This window comes from Providencia sp. PROV003 (assembly GCF_045040775.1).
GTDB lineage: Bacteria > Pseudomonadota > Gammaproteobacteria > Enterobacterales > Enterobacteriaceae > Providencia > Providencia huashanensis.
Genome location: NZ_CP096369.1, coordinates 2,129,149 through 2,150,777 on the forward strand (window position 1 = coordinate 2,129,149; position 21,629 = coordinate 2,150,777).

The window sequence follows — 21,629 nt, forward strand, 5'->3', positions numbered from 1 at the left end:
TAGCAGATGGGTTTTTTACTTTACGGTATTAACTAAATAAATTATAAGCCAGCGGCACTGCGCAATAATTCAGCTTTATCCGTTTTTTCCCAAGGGAATTGCGAACGACCAAAATGGCCATATGATGCAGTTTGCTGATAAATTGGGTGTAGAAGGTCAAGCATATTAATTAAACCGTAAGGGCGTAAGTCAAAGAATTCACGTACTAATTTAATTAATAACGATTCATCTACTTTAGCCGTACCAAATGTTTCGACCATAATAGAGGTTGGCTCAGCGACACCAATAGCATAAGAAACTTGGATCTCGCAGCGGTCTGCAAGCCCTGCAGCCACAATATTTTTCGCAACATAGCGTGCAGCATAAGCCGCGGAGCGGTCGACTTTAGAAGGGTCTTTACCAGAAAAAGCACCACCACCATGACGAGCCATACCACCGTATGTATCAACGATGATTTTACGGCCAGTCAAACCACAGTCACCCATTGGGCCCCCAATGACAAAGCGACCTGTTGGGTTAATAAAATATTTAGTTGCAGAACTTAACCATTCAGCAGGAAGAACAGGTTTAATGATTTCTTCCATTACGGCTTCGTGCAGGTCTTTTTGTTGAATTTCTTCAGAATGCTGAGTGGATAAAACCACCGCATCAATACCGACAATTTTATTGTTGTCATATTGAAAGGTAACCTGACTTTTTGCATCTGGACGTAACCAAGGTAAGGTGCCATTTTTACGTACATCTGCTTGGCGTTGAACTAAGCGATGTGCATAAGTAATTGGCGCTGGCATTAATACATCAGTTTCATTAGTGGCATAACCAAACATAAGACCTTGGTCACCTGCACCTTGTTCTGATGGGTCGATACGATCAACACCTTGATTGATATCAGGTGATTGTTTACCAATGGCACTTAAGACCGCACATGAATTGGCATCAAAGCCCATTTCGGAGCTGGTATAACCGATTTCGCGAACCGTTTTGCGTGTGATTTCTTCAATATCAACCCAAGCACTGGTGGTGATTTCTCCCCCAACCATCACCATACCTGTTTTGACGTAGGTTTCGCAGGCAACGCGAGCTTTCGGGTCTTGTTCTAGAATAGCATCAAGTACTGCATCAGAGATTTGATCAGCAATTTTATCTGGATGCCCTTCTGATACAGACTCAGAAGTAAAGAGATGTGTAGCCATGAGATTAATACCTTAAGAATTCGCAGATTTATAATTGGATGTTTTAACATCTAGACGTCTATTTTAGTCTCATACAGCAAAAATTTCTACCTCTATTTATACAAAAAACGGCTAGAGCACAAAACAACGACCCATAAAGTTTTATCTCAATTTAGTTATTTTGGTTTTGCTTTTTGAGCGTAATAGATGTATAAACAGCGACCGTAACGGATGGTTGTTATTTCCCGTTATATACCAGCAGGTAAAATAAAATCCCTGCTATCTATCAGGAATGTTTATAAACTTTTGAATTTCAATAAAAAACAAGGTGATATAGCTTAAATCAACAGGTCAACCTGCCAAAATAGTGCTACAACATTGAAATTTTAAAGGGTTAAACAGTTATATTGGGGGTTAATGGGGAATGAACCATAATCTACTGAATAACAGTATCCAACCGTCATTTGCGGATCGCCGCGTGACATTGGCGTTTACTTTCCTGTCATTCTTTACTTCATCACGAAGTTACCGTCACATCTCTAATACACCTTTGAGGCTGAGTCATTAATTTGTCAGCTTAAGGTCGTATATTGTCACTGTTTAGATGTTCTAAGCACTTTTTATTAAAATCTGAGTATTGCCGTTTCCCCGACATAACTGTCTTGTCGTGCCATGTCGTAATTACATGCATCGGAAGGAGAACGCGTCACTCACCCCTCCATATTAGGAGTTTGTTATGAATGATAATATCGCTCGCAAAATGCGCCAGACTTACAATATTGCGTATTGGGGTGGTGGTTACTATCAGGTGAATGAGCGCGGAAATGTCTGTGTTTGCCCTAATCCTGAAAACCCTGACACCTTTGTTGATTTAGCTGACCTTGTAAACGAGGTCAAAGAAGAACAACAGCATTTACGTTTACCTGCTTTGTTTTGCTTCCCACAAATTCTACAGCATCGCCTTCGCTCAATAAATGCGGCGTTTAGACGTGCTCGTGAATCTTATGGCTACAAGGGGGATTATTTCCTTGTTTATCCTATCAAAGTCAACCAACAACGCCGTGTGATTGAATCTTTAGTCAATTCGGGGGAACCATTAGGGCTAGAAGCGGGCTCTAAAGCAGAGTTAATGGCTGTTTTAGCCAATGCAGGCAAAACACAGACAGTGATTGTTTGTAACGGTTATAAAGACCGTGAATACATTCGCTTAGCTCTGATTGGGGAAAAATTAGGTCACAAAGTTTATCTGGTGATCGAAAAAATGTCCGAAATTGAGATGGTACTCGCAGAAGCTAAAAGCCTTGATGTCACTCCACGCTTAGGGGTACGTGCCCGTCTTGCTTCGCAAGGGTCTGGTAAATGGCAAGCTAGTGGTGGTGAAAAATCCAAATTTGGTTTGGCTGCGACTCAAGTATTACAGTTAGTCGAAATCCTGCGTAATGCAGGTCGTTTAGACAGCTTGCAACTGCTTCATTTTCATCTGGGTTCTCAGATGGCAAATATTCGTGATATTGCCACGGGTGTTCGTGAATCCGCGCGTTTTTATGTGGAACTACATCGTATAGGCGTCAATATTCAATGTTTTGATGTGGGCGGTGGTCTAGGTGTTGACTATGAGGGGACTCGCTCCCAATCTGATTGCTCAGTTAACTATGGTTTAAATGAATACGCTAACAACGTGATTTGGGCTATTGGTGATGCTTGTGAAGAGTTTGGGTTACCACACCCAACGGTTATCACTGAATCTGGCCGTGCGTTAACGGCGCATCATACCGTTTTAGTTTCCAATGTGATTGGTGTAGAGCGCAACGAATTTACTAAGACATCACCACCAAATGAAGATGCCCCGCGCTCACTTATTTCATTGTGGGACACATGGGAATCGATGCAACATCAAGGGAATAGCCGCTCGTTGCGTGAATGGTTACATGATAGTCAGTTTGACTTACAAGAAGCGCATACCCAATACGCACATGGTGTTTTAGATTTAACTCAACGTGCATGGGCTGAAGAGTTGTATCTTAATATTTGCCGCCGTATTCAACAAGATTTGGACCCGAGTAACCGTGCTCATCGTCCAATAATCGATGAACTTCAAGAACGTATGGCAGATAAGTTCTATGTTAATTTCTCCTTATTCCAGTCATTACCAGACTCATGGGGTATTGACCAAGTTTTCCCTGTATTGCCGATTGAGGGGCTAGATAAACCATTAGACCGCCGTGCTGTATTGTTAGACATAACATGTGATTCTGACGGTATTATTGACCATTATGTCGATGGCGATGGGGTTGAAACCACCATGCCAATGCCTGCTTATGACCCAGAAAACCCACCAATGATTGGTTTCTTTATGATTGGGGCGTATCAGGAAATTTTAGGCAACATGCATAATTTATTCGGTGATACCGCTGCGATAGATGTATGGGTTGATAGCCAAGGTAATGTGCGTTACTTACAAAGTGAAGAAGGCGACTCCGTGGCTGATATGCTGCAATACGTTAAACTGGTTCCTGAAGTGTTATTAGAAAGCTTTACTGAGCAAGTTAAAGGGACGGGGCTGAGTGAGCAGCTACAGAAAGATTTTGTGGAAGAGTTCGAGAACGGGTTGTATGGGTATACTTATCTCGAAGACGAATAAGTTATCTAATGCTCGTCATATTTCGTGCTGTGGCGGTGTTGGCTGCACTCGGTTACTCGGGTCACATACTTGTGTATGCTCCCCGAGATATCCTTGTTTGCCGCCTAGCCACAACACGAACTATTTAGAGCATTATGCACGTTATATTTTGTAGAGTGGCGGTGTTGGCTGCACTCGATTACTCGGGTCACATACTTGTGTATGCTCCCCGAGATATCCTTGTTTGCCGCCTAGCCACAACACGAACTATTTAGAGCATTATGCACGTTATATTTTGTAGAGTGGCGGTGTTGGCTGCACTCGATTACTCGGGTCACATACTTGTGTATGCTCCCCGAGATATTCTTGTTTGCCGCCTAGCCACAACACGAACTATTTAGAGCATTATGCACGTTATATTTTGTAGAGTGGCGGTGTTGGCTGCACTCGATTACTCGGGTCACATACTTGTGTATGCTCCCCGAGATATTCTTGTTTGCCGCCTAGCCACAACACGAACTATTTAGAGCATTATGCACGTTATATTTTGTAGAGTTGTGGTGTTGGCTACATTCGGCTACTCGGGTCACATACTTGTGTATGCGCGTCATATTTCGCACTGTCGCGTTGTTGGCTGCATTTGCCAACCCTAGTCACATACTTGTGTATGCTCCTAGGGCTTGGCTCATTTGCCGCCTAGCGACAGCTCGAACTATTTAGCGCATGAGTTGAGAGTATTGCAGATAATAACTTTGTGCAAATAACATGATTTGTTTATTATTTATACTGTGCGAAGTTAATTAGATAAAAACCATTCGAATCGAATATTAAAAGGGCTTGCTAATAGGCAGGTTCATTTTGAGGAACAGAAATGATTAATAGTACTTTAGGCAATCAAGTTGATAATTCACTGGTTTCTAACGCATTTGGTTTCTTACGTTTTCCGCTGAATTTTCAACCTTATAGTTCAGATGCCCAGTGGGTGATCACAGGTGTACCATTTGATATGGCGACGTCAGGGCGTGCTGGAAGTCGTCATGGCCCTGCGGCAATTCGCCAAGTTTCTACTAATCTTGCATGGGAAAGCCATCGTTGGCCGTGGAAATTTAAATTAACCGAGCGTTTAAAGGTGGTTGACTGTGGGGATGTTGTGTTTGCTTTCGGTGATGTTCAAGACATGTGCGATAAACTGCAAGCTCATACGGAAAAGCTACTTGAATCGGGTAAACGTTGCTTAACATTTGGCGGTGACCATTTTGTGACACTGCCGCTGTTACGTGCTCATGCAAAACACTTTGGTAAAATGGCATTAGTGCATTTCGACGCTCATACTGACACTTATGGTAATGGCAGCCAGTATGATCATGGCACTATGTTCTATCATGCGCCGAAAGAAGGGCTAATTGACCCAACCCGTTCAGTGCAAATCGGTATTCGTACTGAGCACGATAGTGACAACGGTTTTACAGTGTTAGATGCAGCGCAAGTCAACGATCGTGGAGTAGATGACATGATCGCGCAGATTAAAGATATTGTTGGTGACATGCCAGTATATTTGACATTCGATATTGACTGTCTTGACCCAGCGTTTGCACCGGGAACAGGGACACCTGTTGTGGGTGGCTTAACCTCAGACCGTGCATTGAAATTGCTGCGTGGTTTACAGCCATTAAATATTGTGGGTATGGATTTAGTGGAAGTGGCTCCCGCTTATGACCAATCTGAGATTACTGCATTAGCGGCGGCATCCATTGCATTGGAAATGTTATATATCCAAGCATCTAAAGAATAATGTATTTATTTCTATTTTAGAATCAAAGCCACCAACTCGGTGGCTTTTTTTAGGTTGCGAACCAACGCTATGCTTGTATGAGGTTTTATTTAAAATGGCGCTGCGGTTTGGTTTTGCATTTTTTCCTAAAACGGATTAACTTTTTTCTCCTAAAAAGTCTTATTTGCATACGGAAACGCCTCCATCCACATATAATGATGTTCCGGTTATAAAACTTGATAGTGAACATGCTAAAAATAACGCGGAGGATGCGATTTCCTCAGGTTCAGCTAACCGTTTCATCGCGTGTAAATTTGCTGCCCATTCACGTTGTTGTTGGTTGCCTGCCATATCGGTATTTACCCCACCGGGTAGAATGACGTTTGCCCGAATATTCTTATCTGAGAAGATTAATGTTACTGAAATCGTTAACATTAATCGGTATATAGGGAAACGCCAGGGTGGAACTGAGAGAATAATTGAAACGTATGAGCCCCAATTCGATTTTAAATTTCAATTAATTGTGTATTAATTAAACATAATACAAGAAATCGCATTTTTTGTTTATTATATTGATAATGATTTTTATTAACAATCATCTTTGAATTTCATTATTTATCCCTTTTTCTTTGGAAAATCAAAAGTATTTATCAAGTTAATAGTTAAATATATCTAACAAATAGAGAATGACAGAAGAAAATCTTTACTTTGTAACTTATTGTTATTATTGCTAACTTATTGTTAATGGTGGACTAGTCATTTTGACTATTATTCAGTAGGAGAACAGTATGGCGTTAAATAATAAAGTCATTTTAGTTACTGGTGCGGCACAAGGAATTGGTCGCGGTATTGCATTACGCTTAGCAAAAGAAGGTGCCAATATCGCACTGGTGGATTTGAAAAAAGATAAACTTGAAGATGTTGCAAAAGAAATTGCAGCCTTAGGTCGTAAAGTGACAACATTTGCCGCAGATATCAGTCAACGTGACCAAGTATTTGCTGCGGTAGCTCATGCAGAAGCTGAGTTAGGTGGTTTCGATGTAATGATCAACAATGCAGGGATTGCTCAAGTTAAGCCAATCGCTGATGTTCGCCAAGAAGATATGGATTTAATCTTCAAAATTAACGTAGATGGCACTATGTGGGGCATCCAAGCGGCTAGCGAGAAATTCAAAGAGCGTAAGCATAAAGGTAAAATCATCAATGCTTCCTCGATTGCAGGCCACGATGGTTTCGCTATGTTAGGTGTGTACTCAGCAACTAAATTTGCGGTTCGTGCGTTAACTCAAACGGCGGCAAAAGAATATGCAAGTTCAGGTATTACGGTGAATGCATATTGCCCAGGTATTGTGGGTACAGATATGTGGGTTGAGATTGACGAACGCTTTGCAGAAATCACTGGGGCACCAAAAGGCGAAACCTACAAAAAATATGTTGAGGGTATCGCACTGGGTCGTGCTCAAACCCCTGATGATGTAGCAGGTTTAGTGGCATTCTTAGCCAGCGATGACTCTGATTATATTACAGGGCAATCAATTTTGACTGATGGCGGGATTGTTTATCGCTAATTCACATATGTGATATCAAAATTGAACTGATAGCCGCGTTGATTTATTCAGCGCGGCTTTTTTCATTAAGCGGCTTGCTTCTTAATATTAGTTAAAATAGCGTCTGCTTGTGTCCAAAGCAATGAACCGCCTTCTTGAGGATATAAGTAGCGGTTGCAGTTTAAAAAACGGCTGGCCAACACTTCACCAAAATCAGGGGAATGTACTGTGCTCATATCCAACTCGCCGTACCATAAGGAGGTAGGACATTGAATATTTTCAGGGGTAAAGCCCCATTCTTGCAAGGTGATTAATAAGTCTTGTACATATCCTTGGTTACCTTGAGTAAAAGCGCGCTGAATACAACTTGTATAGGCTGCAAGAAATTGTTCTTCATTGTACAGTTGTTGGTCTATTTCTGCACTGCAATTGAGGATAAAAGCTAATAGCCACTCTCCTGTTACATTCTTAAGTAGCCAATCGGATAAATTATCAGGCGTATTAAGCGCTTGTTCCTGCATATTCACAACATCGGCCGTTAATTTTGCGCGAGTATCTGGGTATTCAAATTGGTCTTGCCCAGAAACAATAGACAGTGAATTTGGCTGGCAATAATAGGCAATGGCCATCGCAAAGACCGCACCTTGGGAAAAGCCAATTACAGAAAAGGTATCAATAGATTGCTCATTTAAAAGCGCTTGGATATCCATAGCAAAACTTTTTAATGATTTTTTTGTTTGGAAGGTGGAGCCCCCAAGCCCTGCGCGTTCAGGAACAATTAAGCGAATATTTAATTGTTGCAGTAAATCTAACCCAAAGCCCAATGTGCCACTCATACCTGCTCCAGTACAAAAAATCACGGGGAAACCTGTTTTGGGGCCTGATTCAAACCAACACAATTGACGACCATCGGCTAACGTCATCGTATGTTGATGTAGATTGGTCACTGGAACGTTATACATATGAATTCCTAAGATAAAGCAAGTTTGGGCTGGGTGATAAGATAGGTCAGTTAATAATTATTCAAACTGGCATTGTTATAATTGCGATTTTAAAGTATTAAAGAGGTAAATTGCAAAATATTAGCTTAAATAATTATTGGGTAATTAGTATAAAGAGGGTGATATGGCATTTTCCGAGTCAGAAAAGCAAATTTTATTGGCTGTTAAAGGGGTTGGTCCCATGGTGATAAGCCGCTTAGAGCAAATGGGGTTTAGCTCATTAGCTCAATTAAGTGAAGCTTCTTATGATGAAATTTTAATTTCAGGAGCCGCATTAACAGGCTCAAGTTGTTGGAAAAATAGCCCTCAGGCCAAGAAAGCCGTTGAGGGGGCTATCTTGGCAGCAAAGCAAGCGCTTGGAACATCAAGTTAATGGGGGGGATGTTTTGTTTTCCATTTTTTACTGCGTAAAATATTAAGTACCTGTACTGCCATTGAAAAGAACATAGCAAAGTAAATATAGCCTTTTGATACATGGACTTGGACGCTTTCGAGTATCAGCGTAAAACCGACTAATATTAAAAAGGATAAGGCTAAAATTTTCACTGACGGATACCGGTCAACAAACTCCCCAATAGGTTTGGCGGCAACCATCATAATTAATACTGCAATAATTACCGCCGCCATCATGATGAATAAGTGATCTGACAGCCCAACGGCCGTGATCACAGAATCTAGACTAAAAATAATATCTAACAAAGCAATTTGTACGATAGCCCCCCAAAATGAGCTAATGCGCTTACTGGCAAAACTATTTTCATCTTCCCCTTCAATAGTGTCGAAAATCTCTTGGCTAGCTTTCCAAATGAGAAAAATGCCTCCTGCACACAAGATTAAATCGCGGGCAGATACCATATGCTCAGCAATGCTAAAAAGTGGTGTGGTGAGTCGTGATAACCAAGCTATTGAGGCAAGTAACGCAAGACGCATTACCATTGCTGCTATCAGCCCAGTGCGCCTTGCACTATTTTGTTGGTGGGCAGGGAGCTTGCTGACGACAATACTGAGGAAAATAATATTATCTATGCCTAATACAATTTCTAATATTGTTAGTGTAGCCAGTGCCATCCACGCATTAGGGTCCAATATCCACTCAAACATCTTTGTACCTTCTAAATCAAATAAATAAACAGTGATAATTGTTTATCGTCTGCTTTGGTACAGGCGATGGGGGTTGTTAAGCAAGATTAAAATGCCGCGCTAATAAAGGCGCAGTGAAATCTTTCTTAAGGTAAAAACCACGTGGTAATGTCATGATTGGTTGACCAAATTCACCAATCGCTTCAGTTAGTGCTTTATTATTTGCTGCTTTGGGGCGAATTTGTAGTACTTGGCCATGCCGTGCCGTAATGGTTTCTACTTTACCTAACACGATGAGGTCCATTAACTCCTCCCAATCTTGCCGTAGCAATTGTTCTTCAAAAGGAGAAGGGCTCCAAATTAAGGGGTTAGCGACGCGCCGTTGGGCAAGAGGGATTTGTCTTTCTCCCTCGATTGGGAACCATAAAATTCGCGATAGCTTACGGCGTACATGGCTATTTTCCCATGTTAAACCACTGTTGCCCGTTAATGGTGCTACAGAAACGAAGGTGGTTTCTAATGGAACGCCGTGGCGGTCAATTGGGATGGTTTTTAATTCAATACCAATATGAGCGAAATCTTGTTCTGCTTTGCTACCTGCGCTGGCACCTAAAAAATACTCCAATAACATCCCAACCCAACCTTTGTCTCGTTTAAGATTAGGGGGGATTGGGATATTGGCTATTTGAGCGAGCTGACCCAGTGTATAGCCCGCGAGTGCTTGAGCCCTATTCATAAGGGTTGCTTCGTTTTCAGGTGGTTGCGGTGGTATAAATGGCATCATGATTTGGGTATTAGTGTGTAAAAAACGAACAAAAATAAATTGCTGAATGAGGTGAGTATAACACTTTATAGCTATAAATTTTAACTATATGAAATATATGATAATATCATTAGTTATTTACGTATATTAAAAACGATTTTAGAGGTTATTAAAGTTCCTCCCAAGATAATCACAGGATCATGCACTAGGTTATCCACAGGATTTCTGGATAACTGTTAAAAATAGGGAGCACTGTGTGCATTTACAGGCTTGACGAAACGTTTTTTTTGAAGTTTATCACAAAAAACGAGTGAGTTAAGCGCATATGTTGTGGATAAATACCTCGTTGTTTGATCTTTGTTCAGTTAGACTCCTAAGCGATTTAGTTAAAAAATTAACCAGTGGATAAAGTGGTGTTTTTGATTTTATTTGATTGATTTACCAATGTTTATTAGTTTCTGTTTTTTTTTGATAAAAAAAGGCGCTGGGGATATACCCTGATTACCATAGGGTTGTTAACATAGATATCCACAGAAAAAGTGAATAACATCCATATTATTGGCTTTGGCTGTTTATAACTATGAATGATTTACTTTTTAAAGACTACTTGCCAGTGAGTTTCTTACGGTATAATTATTTAAGTGAAGTGTAGAATTGTGACTATATCGATAATAAATAATACGCAAATAGCTAACCTCTAAATAGTTTGCGCCATAGCGAGACGACGAGGGAAGGTAGCTTGGGGGCGAACACAAGTATCTGGTTGGAAGAGTGAGTGAAGCCTGAAAAAACAGGGCAAAAAAAAGCCGGCGAACCGGCTTGGTGATAAAACACCATTACTCTAAATGGGGGAGTTGGTCAGCAATATGCAAACCAAACGAGCTACTTACTGCTAACTATTATCGCTTGGTTTTAGAAAATTAAAATTGATGCATTTTTTGCCGGAGTTCCTCTTTTATGTCTAATTCACGCTTACAAAACCAATTCATCCGCCTTTGGCAACACTTTCAGGGGCAAGATAGTGAAACTACTCTGCAAAATATTGCAGATACCTTGTTTTGCTCTAGACGTCACGTTCGTACACTACTTAATAATATGCAATCTAATGGTTGGCTTAGTTGGCGAGCAGAATCAGGCCGAGGTAAACGCTCTACGTTAATCTTCCATGTAAATGGCTTAGAGTTACAGCAGGCGCAGGCTGAGCAATTACTAAAAGAGGAAAGTATAGAAAAGCTGGTGGCTCTTGTCGGTGATAAAGAAACTATTCGTCAAATGGTACTATCTGAATTAGAGCGCAGTTATCGGCAAGGTAAAAACTTACTACGCATTATCTATTATCGTGATTTTCCGGCGCTTTTACCTGGTGCACCAATGCGTCGCTCAGAAATTCACTTAATGAGCCAAATTTTTAATGGGTTAACCCATATAAATGAGGAAAAAGGGGAAGTCGAAGATGGCTTAGCACATCACTGGCAGAGCATTAGTGATACTCGATGGCGCTTTTATCTACGCCCCGCAATTTACTTTCACCATGGAAGAGAAATGGTGGTAGATGATATCATTTCGTCACTATTACGCTTAAAAAGCTGCTGGCCGCTTTTTTCTCATATTCAATCTGTGTCGTCTCCCCAGCCTTATGTCATTGATATCACCCTCAGCAAGCCCGATAAACAGTTGCCTTGGTTATTAGGTAGCCATCATGCCGCTATTCTACCTAAAGAATGGGAAAGTATAGAAAATTTTAGTCGTTGCCCTATCGGTACAGGCCCTTACCAAGTTGAAAAAAACTTGCCACAAAAACTGACTATTTCGGCTTTTGACCGCTATTTTGGCTATCGAGCGCTACTTGATGAAGTGACTATATGGGTGGTTCCTGAGCTATCAGAGCAAATGGTGTGTACCACATTAAAAATGGATGGCGATACACATCACAATGATTCATTGGAAAGTCGCATGGAGGAGGGGTGCTATTTCTTGCTGATGGATCAGCGTTCAGAAATTGCTCAACGTGAAGATGTCCGCAAGTGGCTATGCAGCTTTTTAACGCCAGTAAACTTACTTGCTCATTGCGAGCCGTTTTACCAGCGTCACTGGGCGCCTGCTTATGGTTTGTTATTACATTGGCACCATAGCAAAATGCTGACTTTATTTCCTAAACCTGCTGACCTAACTGAACTGACAGTCACCTTTTATCATCATCACCATGAGTTTTATGCGATAAGCCAAATAATGAAAAGGGTGCTACAAACACAAGGTGTTGAGCTTAACATCAATATTATTGATTATGATGATTGGTTTAATGGGGATGCGCCAAGCGATATTTGGTTAGCCACGGCAAACTTTTTTAAGCCACTGGAGTTTTCAATTTTTGCTACCCTATATGAAATGCCGCTATTACGCCAATGTCTTGGAAATACACTGGAAAATGAACTTTGTTTATGGAGAACTCACCAATTAGACGTTGAATCTTGGTGTGAAAGTTTAATTGACTCACAAATTTTCCATCCTATTTTTCATCATTGGCTTGAATTACAAGGTCAACGCACAATGCGTGGCGTTCGCATGAATACCTTTGGCTGGTTTGATTTTAAATCTGCTTGGTTTAAGCCTTCTGAAGATGTTCCTCGTCTTGAATGATGAGGCTTTACGGCGTTAGTGAGGGGATGTTCCACTTTATATCGTGAAACTACGCCTACTGAAGTAGGCGTAGAAACGGGTTTATTGCATAAAAGAGGGGATATTCTGCTCGTAATCTTTAATTTGGTCGACGTGTTGCAGCGTCAGCCCAATACTGTCCAACCCATTCATCATGCAATGACGGCGGAAACTATCAATCTCAAAATGATACGTTTTATCGCCTGCTGTGACTGTTTGCGCTTCTAAATCAACAGTGAACTGGCAACCTTCATGGCTGTTCACATAGTTAAACATTTCATCCACTTCTTGTTCGCTTAATTTGATTGGCAACAATTGGTTATTGAACGAGTTGCCATAAAAAATATCGGCGAAACTTGGGGCGATAACGACTTGAATGCCAAAGTCAGTCAGTGCCCATGGAGCATGTTCACGAGAAGAGCCGCAACCGAAATTTTCACGCGCCAGTAAAATACTTGCGCCTTTAAACACGGGTTTGTTCAAGACAAAATCAGGGTTGGGTTGCTGGCCATTTTCATCTAAAAAACGCCAGTCATTAAACAGATGTTGACCAAAACCAGTACGAGTAACTTTCTGCAAAAATTGCTTAGGAATAATGGCATCAGTATCAACGTTTGCGGCATCTAAAGGAGCAACAATGCCTACGTGGGTAATTAATTTTTCCATTGCTTTTCCCCTTAAATTTGAATGTCGCGAACGTCAGCAAAATGGCCATTAATCGCTGCGGCAGCAGCCATCGCTGGGCTAACTAAATGTGTACGACCAGCACGACCTTGGCGACCTTCAAAGTTACGGTTACTGGTTGATGCACAGCGTTCACCTGGATTTAAACGGTCATTATTCATGGCTAAACACATTGAACAGCCCGGTAAGCGCCATTCAAAACCGGCATCAATAAAAATTTTATCTAAACCTTCTTGTTCAGCTTGTGCCTTAACAGGACCAGAACCCGGAACCACAATCGCTTGAACACCGTCTGCGACTTTTTTACCTTTAGCAATTGCAGCCGCTGCCCGTAAATCTTCAATCCGTGAGTTGGTACATGAGCCAATAAACACTTTATCAATTTTTACATCTGATAATTTAATGCCTGATTGTAACCCCATATAAGCCAACGCTTTTTCTGCAGATGCGCGTTCAACTGGGTCTGCAAATGACTCAGGTGCAGGGATAGGCTGATTGATAGCAATAACTTGCCCTGGGTTGGTTCCCCAAGTAACTTGTGGTGCGATGCTACTTGCTTGAATAGTGACGACCTTATCAAATTTAGCATCATCATCTGTTTTCAACGTTTTCCAATATTCGACTGCGTCATCCCATTGTTGGCCTTTAGGTGCAAACTGGCGCCCTTTTATATAATTGAAGGTGGTTTCATCTGGTGCGATGATCCCAGCTTTAGCACCTAATTCGATAGCCATGTTGCACACCGTCATACGGCCTTCCATGCTTAAATTTTCGATGGTTTCACCACAAAATTCAACAATATAGCCTGTACCACCTGCGCTACCCGTCGTCCCAATGATAGCTAATACGATGTCTTTTGCTGTAATCCCTGCTGGGGCTTTACCGACAACTTCAATTTTCATGGTTTTGGCACGCGCTTGTTTCAGCGTTTGAGTTGCCATAACGTGTTCAACTTCAGAAGTTCCAATCCCAAAAGCTAACGCACCAAATGCTCCATGTGTTGCCGTATGGGAGTCACCGCAGACAATTGTCATTCCAGGCAGGGTGATCCCTTGCTCAGGGCCCATCACATGGACAATACCTTGATATGGGTGATTTAAATCATATAAAGTCACACCAAACTCTTGGCAGTTTTTCATTAATTCTTGCATTTGGATGCGAGCCATATCGCCACAAGCATTGATATCTTTTGTTTGTGTCGAAACGTTATGATCCATAGTAGCAAAGGTCTTACTCGGCTGATGTAACGGGCGGTTTTTAGTTCTTAACCCATCAAAAGCTTGAGGAGAAGTCACTTCATGTACCAGATGGCGGTCGATATAAATTAACGGGGTTTCATTTTCGACTTCCCGAATAACGTGCGCGTCATATAATTTTTGATATAAAGTCTTAGCCATGTTACACCCCTTCTGCAATATAACGAGCAATGGTATCGCCCATTTCACTGGTACTGATTGATTTACCTGTACCAGCTAAATCTGATGTTCTATAGCCTTCTTCTAAGGCTTTATTGACTGCACGCTCAATAGCATCTGCAGCGTCAGCTTGGTCTAAGCTAAATCTTAACAGCATAGAGGCTGATAGGATCTGAGCAATTGGGTTTGCGATATTTTTCCCTGCAATATCGGGGGCAGAGCCGCCAGCAGGTTCATACAAACCAAACCCAGATTCATTCAAACTTGCAGAAGGTAACATACCCATAGAACCAGTGATCATGGCGCATTCATCAGAAATAATGTCGCCAAATAAGTTAGAACATAACACCACATCAAATTGTGAAGGTGCTTTAATCATTTGCATTGCCGCGTTATCGATATACATATGGCTGATTTCAATATCTGGGTATTCTTTTGCAATTTGATTAACGACTTCACGCCATAACACTGAACTTTGTAACACGTTAGCTTTATCAATAGAGGTCACTTTTTTATTTCGCTTACGAGCTGATTCAAATGCAATACGTGCGATACGCTCAATCTCATAGCGGTGATACACCTCGGTATCAAATGCATATTCTTCGCTGCCTTCACCTTTACGGCCCTTTGGTTGACCGAAGTAAATACCACCTGTTAATTCACGGACACAAAGGATATCGAAACCTTGGGCTGCGATATCAGCACGTAAAGGGCAGAATGCTTCCAGTGCCTGATATAAACGGGCAGGGCGTAAGTTGCTGAATAATTTAAAATGTTTACGTAAAGGTAATAACGCACCGCGTTCAGGTTGGCTATCGGGTGGTAAATGCTCCCATTTTGGTCCACCGACAGAGCCAAATAACACCGCATCTGCTTCTTCGCAACCTTGTACTGTTGCTTGTGGTAAAGGTTCTCCGTGTTTATCGATAGCCGCACCACCAACGTCATACTCTTTAGTATTAATAGTGATAGCAAAGCGTTTGCTAATGGCATCTAAAACTTTGTGTGCTTGCGCCATAACTTCAGGACCGATGCCATCACCCGGTAATACGGCAATTTTATAACTAGACATTGTTAAACAGCTTCCTTTGTGTTTGATTGTGATTCTTGGTTTATTTTTTGTTTTTCTATTTCGACTTGTTCTGAACGCCAAATGCTATTCAACACATGCACCATGGCTTTCGCTGAAGATTCGACGATATCTGTCGCTAACCCCATGCCGTGGAACTTACGGTTATGGCATTCAACCACGATATCCACTTGGCCTAATGCATTTTCACCGTGGCCTTTAGCTGATAACTGGTAAGATACTAATTTCATAGGGAATTTCGTGATGTTGCTGATGGCTTGGTAGATGGCATCAACGGGGCCATTGCCGGTTGCCGCTTCAGACTTCACTTCATCGCCACACTGCATTTTGACTGTTGCTGTTGCGACAATGCTAGAGCCTGATTGTGTACTGAAATAGTCCATCACGAAGTGGTCAGTTTCATCTTGTTGTTTCGTAAAGAAAGCTAAGGCTTCTAAGTCATAGTCAAAGACTTGACCTTTCTTATCGGCTAAATTCAAAAATGCAGTATATAATTCATCCAATTTGAAGTCTTTACCTTCGTGATACCCCATTTCTTCCATACGGTGTTTAACGGCAGCACGGCCTGAACGCGAGGTTAAATTCAATTGTTGTTCTTTTAAGCCGATAGACTCTGGCGTCATAATTTCGTAGGTTTCACGGTTTTTCAAGACACCGTCTTGGTGAATTCCTGATGAGTGAGCAAATGCGTTGCTACCTACAACCGCTTTATTGGCTGGGATTGGCGTATTACATAATTGGCTAACTAATTGGCTGGTACGGTAAATTTCTTTGTGATTAATATTGGTATGCACATTTAACATTTGTTCGCGCAATTTAATTGCCATAATCACTTCTTCTAATGCTGTGTTGCCAGCACGCTCGCCTAAGCCATTGATAGTCCCTTCAACTTGGCGGGCACCGGCTTGCACAGCACTGATTGAGTTAGCAACGGACATCCCTAAATCATCATGGCAATGAACAGAAATTACGGCTTTGTCGATATTGGGCACACGGTTATACAAATCAGTGATAATGCCGCCAAACTGGTAAGGCGTTGTGTAACCGACAGTATCTGGGATATTGATTGTCGTTGCACCTGCATTAATAGCCGTTTCTACAATGCGACATAAATTGTCAGGGTCAGTACGGCCCGCATCTTCACAGGAGAATTCAACGTCATCGGTATAGCGTCTAGCGCGCTTGATGGAATTGATTGCCATATCCATTATGCCATCAAAGGATTTATTTAATTTTTTCTCCATATGCAAATTGGAGGTGGCTAAGAAAATATGGATACGAAAGGCTTCGGCAACCTTTAATGACTCGGCTGCAACATCAATGTCATTTTCAATACAACGTGCTAATGCACAGATTCGGCTATTTTTAATTTCACGAGCGATGGTTTGGACTGACTCGAAATCACCTGGAGAGGAGACAGGGAAACCCGCTTCAATAACATCAACACCTAAACGCTCTAAGGCGAAGGCAATTTGTAATTTTTCTTTGACTGACAAGCTTGCCTGCAATGCCTGCTCACCGTCCCGTAAGGTGGTGTCGAAAATAATAACTTGGTTGCTCATATTGTGTTCCTCATCTCGAATTTTATTTTATTAAACCAATCGTTATGTTCTTTTAAAGCCGCAGGCATAAAAAAACCCGCGGGTTGCGCGGGTTCTTAATGTTTGTGGACAGTGTCTTGCTATTTTCCGTCCATAAGCATACCGCGCAAGTTTAATGCGAGTAGTAGTAGGCTTAGTAGGCGGATAGAAAACATCATTTTAAACTGTCTCTCTTGTGTTGCTTAATTAACTGTATTTATTGATACGTGATCTCATGGTTAATGTCAATCTTAGATTTTTCACATATTTTTACCAATCATGAATTACCTCTAAAAACTAGGGGTTGTGACTAAATTTTATAATTTATATGACGTTTTTACCTATATTTACTGGCTGAAATAAGGGTAAAATTCTTTTGGTGAAATAGTTGTGCGGATTGATTCATGTAATCTATTGTTTTTTAACTATTTCTTTGTTTTTGTATGTGGGTGATGGATTAAAAGAGGGAAATGAATCATGTTCACTGATGGTTTTCAATTAAATTAATTATCTAATAAATATATAATTAAAAAATAATCTGATAATGCGAATATTTCTTGAATTCACACACGATTTATTATGATTTCTTTCACAAATTGTTTTATTATTTTTACTGAGAGTGATTGTTCGCTTAATAAGTAACCATCATTCATTACTTTAGTGAATATTTACGTTTTAATAATGATATTTATACTGTGAATCTAATTAATGGGTAAAATAATATAAACGTCGTTTTAATAAATGCAGGGAAAGCGAAATGACTTATTATCTATAAGTTGTTTTAAACATAATATTTAATGAATTTATATATTCGTCGGTTTTTTCTCGATGAATGAGCCTTTTCATTAATGAAAAATGATAAATATATTTAGTGGAGTAAAAAATGACTGATTTTGATACGATTTTAACAGCCAAAAAAGACAATGGTGATATTCATTTGCGTAATGTTGATTTAAACTTATTAACGGTTTTTGATGTTGTCATGCAGATGCAAAACGTGACAAAAGCGGCTCAAGTTTTAGGGATGTCTCAACCTGCTGTAAGTAATGCGGTTTCTCGTTTAAAATCCATGTTTAATGATGAGCTGTTTGTTCGGTATGGTCGGGGTATTCAACCAACATCTCGTGCTAAACAGTTGTTTGGCCCCGTTAGGCAAGCGTTGCAGTTAGTACATAATGAATTACCTGGCGCAGGGTTTGACCCACAAGATAGCGAACGAATGTTTAATTTGTCTATTTGTTCTCCATTAGATATTCGCTTAGCTGCAATTATTGTCGCGAAATTTAAAATAGTATCACCTAATATTAATATTTTTATTCATTCATTTATGGATAACAACATTGCTCATCAATTAAAATATCAAGAAATAGATTTTTTCCTTGGCTATAGCCAATTCGAAAAAACCGAATATCAACAACAAATTTTATTTGATGATGAATTAGTATTAGTTGCATCAAACCATCACCCTCGTATTGGAAATACTATTTCTGCTATTGAAATAAACAATGAGCGTCATGCTATTGTTGCTATGGATAATATTGGCTCATTCAGTAAGCCTTATTATTATAATACTGAATTATCTGACAACGTGAGTTATCAAGGAACTGATTTAAACAGCGTGCTTAATATTGTTGCTCAAACTGATTTAGTGGCATTTGCACCAAAATGGTTGGTTGAACATTACTCAGGTCAATTCAAATTACGTTCGCTAACATTACCGTGGGAAAATAACACACGCCCTTGTTATTTAACGTGGCACGAGTCAACGGCAAGGGATAAAGGCCACCAATGGATGAAGTCTCAATTCAACCAAATGATTGCAGGGCTAACTGAGCAGGCGGCAGCGGCATAATTATTTTGGGCGTTAACTAAAGCTAGAGGAACAGACGTAATGGTTTTCAGTCAGTTGTCAGGGTGAGGCCAATGCAGCTAAAGGGTATTAACAAGCACGATTAATCTCCCTTCTAAAAACTACCTATAAAACAGAATAGGCACTACAACAGCATAACTAACTCATTATAGTGAGAACTATGATGAGTTTTGTAGTGCATATAACATTTGCAAAAAATTTACATATAAATGCTTTCCACGCTTCCCTTTAGTCGATACACTTCGAATATTCAGCTAACAGTTGTAAGCTGAAATTGTAAGATAGCTAAGTGCTTGTGAGCAAACCGAGCAACTTATATTGATAATGGCCGATAGGAAATTAACTTTGATTACTGAAAATCTATATCCATACCACTTGGTTAATCGCTTACGTAGCAGAATTAATGCACAAGAGTCAGCGAACCGGATAGCTTTCAGTCAATGGGATTGCGGGCAACAAAGCTCGTTAACATGGAGTGAGGTTGGTGAACGCATTTCTGCGATTTCTCGCCGCCTTTTGGCGTTACAAGTTGCAACGCAAGGTAATATTGGTCTCTTTGCTCATAACAGTATGGACTGGTCGCTTGTTGACTTTGCGGCTTTGCAAATTAGGGCGGTCACCGTTCCACTTTATGCAACCAGTAGCGTTGAGCAAGCAGCCTATATTGTTAATGATGCAAATATCAACATTCTTTTTGTTGGGGAAGACGTTCAATATCAGGTCGCTTGCCAGCTACCAGCACTTTGTCCACAGTTAAAAATGATTGTCGTGATGAATGAGAGCGTGGAGCTGATCAGTAGCTCCGTAGAAACGATGCATTTGTCGGCATTTATGTCTCAAGCTAAGCCTGAATTTCAAACTGAGTTAGATGCCCGTATTGCGGCGCATAATCTTAGTGATTTATTTACGATAATCTATACATCAGGGACCACTGGTGAGCCGAAGGGGGTCATGTTGGACTACTACAACATGGCGGCGCAATTGTACCTTCATGACCAACGGCTAAAATTAACAGCGGATGATATTTCTTTGAGCTTCTTGCCGCTTTCCCATGTGTTTGAGCGTGCTTGGAGCTTTTATGTGATGCACGTGGGGGCTTTAAATGTTTATCTAACCGATACCAACAATGTACGTGAAGCTCTCGCCGATGTTAAACCAACCGTCATGTGTGCGGTACCGCGTTTCTATGAAAAAGTGTATAGCGCGGTACAAAGTAAAGCGGCTAAACAACCGTGGTTACGCAGGGGGTTATTTAACTGGGCAATTTCGCTAGGTAAAAGCCGCGTCAATGCCATAGCAAAAGGTCGCCAACCTTCATTGCTTAACCGGGGTCTTTTCCCTCTCGCAGATAAACTAGTATTGAGTAAAATTCGTGCTGGTTTAGGTGGGCGAATTCGCTTTATGCCAGCAGCAGGTGCTCGTCTAGATGATGACGTGATTGCCTTTTTTCTTTCAGCAGGTGTCGATATCAAGTATGGATACGGCATGTCAGAAACCTGTGCCACGGTATCTTGCTGGGAAGAAGGTAAATACCCGTTAGGGTCTATTGGCACACCATTATCGGCAGTCTCTGTACGTATTGGTAAAGATGACGAAATTCAAGTCAAAGGCCCTGTCGTCATGAAAGGCTACTATAATCGGCCAATAGAGACCTTAGACACTTTTACATCTGATGGTTGGTTAAAAACTGGGGATGCAGGGAAAATCGATGCCCACGGTAACCTCTATATTACAGATAGACTGAAAGATTTAATGAAAACGTCTAACGGTAAGTATATTGCTCCACAAATGATTGAAGGCGTTTTAGGGCAAGACAAATTTATTGAACATATAGCCGTTATTGCTGATGCACGTAAATTTGTTTCTGCGCTGATCGTACCTTGCTATGACAGTTTGGAAGAGTACGCTAATTCAATTAATTTGAAATATCGTGACCGTTTAGAGCTCTTAAAAGACTCAAAAATTGTGGCGTTGTTTGAGTCCCGCTTAAAAGACTTACAAAAGAATATAGAACATTTTCATCAAGTTAAACGTTTTACCTTATTACCGACTACTTTTACGATGGAACAAGGGGAATTAACCCCCACATTGAAGTTGCGCCGTAAAATTATTTCTGAGCGCTACCAATTAGAAATTGAAACTATGTATAAAGAATAATAGATATAGAAACTAAAGCCACTCAAGCTAACTTACTTGGGTGGCTTTTTTGTTTATGAACCTTGTGATTTTTGCAACTGACAATGCGAAGGGAAATTCCACTGTTTTTTTAGCTAAACTAGTCATTCAACCTCCTATTTTTTTCATATATAGTCAATCTACCTACCAACGACTGATGTTCAAGATTATCTGAAAGTTTAATGTACTTGGTGCTGAAAATGATG

Annotated in this window: 16 protein-coding genes; 7 read left to right on the forward strand and 9 right to left on the reverse strand. The window is 40.7% G+C overall.

All coding sequences use genetic code 11. From position 1 onward, the window contains the following. Window positions 1-41 precede the first annotated feature (41 nt). On the reverse strand, window positions 42-1,193 hold the full coding sequence (gene metK, locus M1F14_RS09645; protein ID WP_042845152.1) for a methionine adenosyltransferase: 1,152 nt from the start codon (window positions 1,191-1,193) through the stop codon (window positions 42-44). Window positions 1,194-1,908: 715 nt separating this feature from the next. Between metK and speA the strand changes: the two genes are divergently transcribed. Together speA and speB are read left to right on the forward strand one after the other, a co-directional pair. Continuing rightward, window positions 1,909-3,813: a biosynthetic arginine decarboxylase gene (gene speA / locus M1F14_RS09650; protein WP_042845150.1), complete on the forward strand. Its 1,905-nt coding sequence runs from the start codon at window positions 1,909-1,911 to the stop codon at window positions 3,811-3,813. 850 nt (window positions 3,814-4,663) lie between these two features. Continuing rightward, window positions 4,664-5,584 carry an agmatinase gene (gene speB / locus M1F14_RS09655; protein WP_181468674.1) on the forward strand — a complete coding sequence of 307 codons (921 nt, stop codon included), beginning with the start codon at window positions 4,664-4,666 and terminating at the stop codon, window positions 5,582-5,584. 159 nt (window positions 5,585-5,743) lie between these two features. Here the strand turns inward: speB and M1F14_RS09660 are convergent, their stop codons facing one another. Further along, window positions 5,744-5,998: an SDR family oxidoreductase gene (locus M1F14_RS09660; protein ID WP_048607953.1), complete on the reverse strand. Its 255-nt coding sequence runs from the start codon at window positions 5,996-5,998 to the stop codon at window positions 5,744-5,746. 353 nt (window positions 5,999-6,351) lie between these two features. On the opposite strand from M1F14_RS09660, the gene M1F14_RS09665 reads away from it, so the two are divergent. Beyond that, window positions 6,352-7,131, forward strand: coding sequence for an acetoin reductase (locus tag M1F14_RS09665; protein WP_042845147.1), 780 nt, complete (start codon window positions 6,352-6,354; stop codon window positions 7,129-7,131). Window positions 7,132-7,196: 65 nt separating this feature from the next. Here M1F14_RS09665 and M1F14_RS09670 read toward each other — a convergent pair whose 3' ends face one another. Then, on the reverse strand, window positions 7,197-8,072 hold the full coding sequence (locus tag M1F14_RS09670; RefSeq protein ID WP_181468673.1) for an alpha/beta fold hydrolase: 876 nt from the start codon (window positions 8,070-8,072) through the stop codon (window positions 7,197-7,199). Between the two features lie 163 nt (window positions 8,073-8,235). Between M1F14_RS09670 and M1F14_RS09675 the strand changes: the two genes are divergently transcribed. Further along, window positions 8,236-8,484: a Pathogenicity locus gene (locus M1F14_RS09675; RefSeq protein WP_042845143.1), complete on the forward strand. Its 249-nt coding sequence runs from the start codon at window positions 8,236-8,238 to the stop codon at window positions 8,482-8,484. On the opposite strand, the gene M1F14_RS09680 is transcribed toward M1F14_RS09675, so the two are convergent. Further along, a complete protein-coding gene (locus M1F14_RS09680; protein ID WP_042845141.1) occupies window positions 8,481-9,212 on the reverse strand; it encodes a TerC family protein in 732 nt (243 codons plus the stop codon). The genes M1F14_RS09675 and M1F14_RS09680 overlap by 4 nt on opposite strands. 76 nt (window positions 9,213-9,288) lie before the next feature. Next, a complete protein-coding gene (gene mutH / locus M1F14_RS09685; RefSeq protein WP_042845420.1) occupies window positions 9,289-9,972 on the reverse strand; it encodes a DNA mismatch repair endonuclease MutH in 684 nt (227 codons plus the stop codon). Window positions 9,973-10,911: 939 nt separating this feature from the next. Between mutH and sgrR the strand changes: the two genes are divergently transcribed. After that, a complete protein-coding gene (sgrR, locus tag M1F14_RS09690) occupies window positions 10,912-12,591 on the forward strand; it encodes an HTH-type transcriptional regulator SgrR (RefSeq protein ID WP_048607951.1) in 1,680 nt (559 codons plus the stop codon). Window positions 12,592-12,672: 81 nt separating this feature from the next. Here the strand turns inward: sgrR and leuD are convergent, their stop codons facing one another. The 4 genes from leuD to leuA are packed head-to-tail and all read right to left on the reverse strand — an operon-like array spanning window position 12,673 to window position 17,360. Then, window positions 12,673-13,275 carry a 3-isopropylmalate dehydratase small subunit gene (gene leuD / locus M1F14_RS09695; protein WP_042845138.1) on the reverse strand — a complete coding sequence of 201 codons (603 nt, stop codon included), beginning with the start codon at window positions 13,273-13,275 and terminating at the stop codon, window positions 12,673-12,675. Between the two features lie 11 nt (window positions 13,276-13,286). Next, complete coding sequence (gene leuC, locus M1F14_RS09700; protein ID WP_042845137.1) at window positions 13,287-14,690, reverse strand: 3-isopropylmalate dehydratase large subunit; 1,404 nt, start codon at window positions 14,688-14,690, stop codon at window positions 13,287-13,289. 1 nt (window position 14,691) lies between these two features. Continuing rightward, a complete protein-coding gene (leuB, locus tag M1F14_RS09705) occupies window positions 14,692-15,780 on the reverse strand; it encodes a 3-isopropylmalate dehydrogenase (protein WP_048607947.1) in 1,089 nt (362 codons plus the stop codon). Between the two features lie 2 nt (window positions 15,781-15,782). Then, entirely contained in the window at window positions 15,783-17,360 is a 1,578-nt protein-coding gene (gene leuA / locus M1F14_RS09710) for a 2-isopropylmalate synthase (RefSeq protein WP_071548286.1), read from the reverse strand. 901 nt (window positions 17,361-18,261) lie between these two features. Here leuA and leuO point away from each other — a divergent pair. Beyond that, window positions 18,262-19,230 carry a transcriptional regulator LeuO gene (gene leuO, locus M1F14_RS09715; protein WP_181468672.1) on the forward strand — a complete coding sequence of 323 codons (969 nt, stop codon included), beginning with the start codon at window positions 18,262-18,264 and terminating at the stop codon, window positions 19,228-19,230. A gap of 342 nt (window positions 19,231-19,572) precedes the next feature. After that, window positions 19,573-21,405 carry a long-chain fatty acid--CoA ligase gene (locus M1F14_RS09720; protein ID WP_181468671.1) on the forward strand — a complete coding sequence of 611 codons (1,833 nt, stop codon included), beginning with the start codon at window positions 19,573-19,575 and terminating at the stop codon, window positions 21,403-21,405. The last annotated feature ends 224 nt before the right edge of the window (window positions 21,406-21,629 follow it).

Coding starts and splice junctions, on each gene's coding strand:
- speB (WP_181468674.1), top strand. CDS start 4,664: ATGATTAATAGTACTTTAGGCAATCAAGTTGATAATTCACTGGTTTCT.
- mutH (WP_042845420.1), bottom strand. CDS start 9,972: ATGCCATTTATACCACCGCAACCACCTGAAAACGAAGCAACCCTTATG.
- sgrR (WP_048607951.1), top strand. CDS start 10,912: ATGTCTAATTCACGCTTACAAAACCAATTCATCCGCCTTTGGCAACAC.
- M1F14_RS09660 (WP_048607953.1), bottom strand. CDS start 5,998: ATGTTAACGATTTCAGTAACATTAATCTTCTCAGATAAGAATATTCGG.
- leuO (WP_181468672.1), top strand. CDS start 18,262: ATGACTGATTTTGATACGATTTTAACAGCCAAAAAAGACAATGGTGAT.
- M1F14_RS09675 (WP_042845143.1), top strand. CDS start 8,236: ATGGCATTTTCCGAGTCAGAAAAGCAAATTTTATTGGCTGTTAAAGGG.
- leuC (WP_042845137.1), bottom strand. CDS start 14,690: ATGGCTAAGACTTTATATCAAAAATTATATGACGCGCACGTTATTCGG.
- leuA (WP_071548286.1), bottom strand. CDS start 17,360: ATGAGCAACCAAGTTATTATTTTCGACACCACCTTACGGGACGGTGAG.
- leuD (WP_042845138.1), bottom strand. CDS start 13,275: ATGGAAAAATTAATTACCCACGTAGGCATTGTTGCTCCTTTAGATGCC.
- M1F14_RS09665 (WP_042845147.1), top strand. CDS start 6,352: ATGGCGTTAAATAATAAAGTCATTTTAGTTACTGGTGCGGCACAAGGA.
- M1F14_RS09720 (WP_181468671.1), top strand. CDS start 19,573: ATGGCCGATAGGAAATTAACTTTGATTACTGAAAATCTATATCCATAC.
- speA (WP_042845150.1), top strand. CDS start 1,909: ATGAATGATAATATCGCTCGCAAAATGCGCCAGACTTACAATATTGCG.
- metK (WP_042845152.1), bottom strand. CDS start 1,193: ATGGCTACACATCTCTTTACTTCTGAGTCTGTATCAGAAGGGCATCCA.
- leuB (WP_048607947.1), bottom strand. CDS start 15,780: ATGTCTAGTTATAAAATTGCCGTATTACCGGGTGATGGCATCGGTCCT.
- M1F14_RS09670 (WP_181468673.1), bottom strand. CDS start 8,072: ATGTATAACGTTCCAGTGACCAATCTACATCAACATACGATGACGTTA.
- M1F14_RS09680 (WP_042845141.1), bottom strand. CDS start 9,212: ATGTTTGAGTGGATATTGGACCCTAATGCGTGGATGGCACTGGCTACA.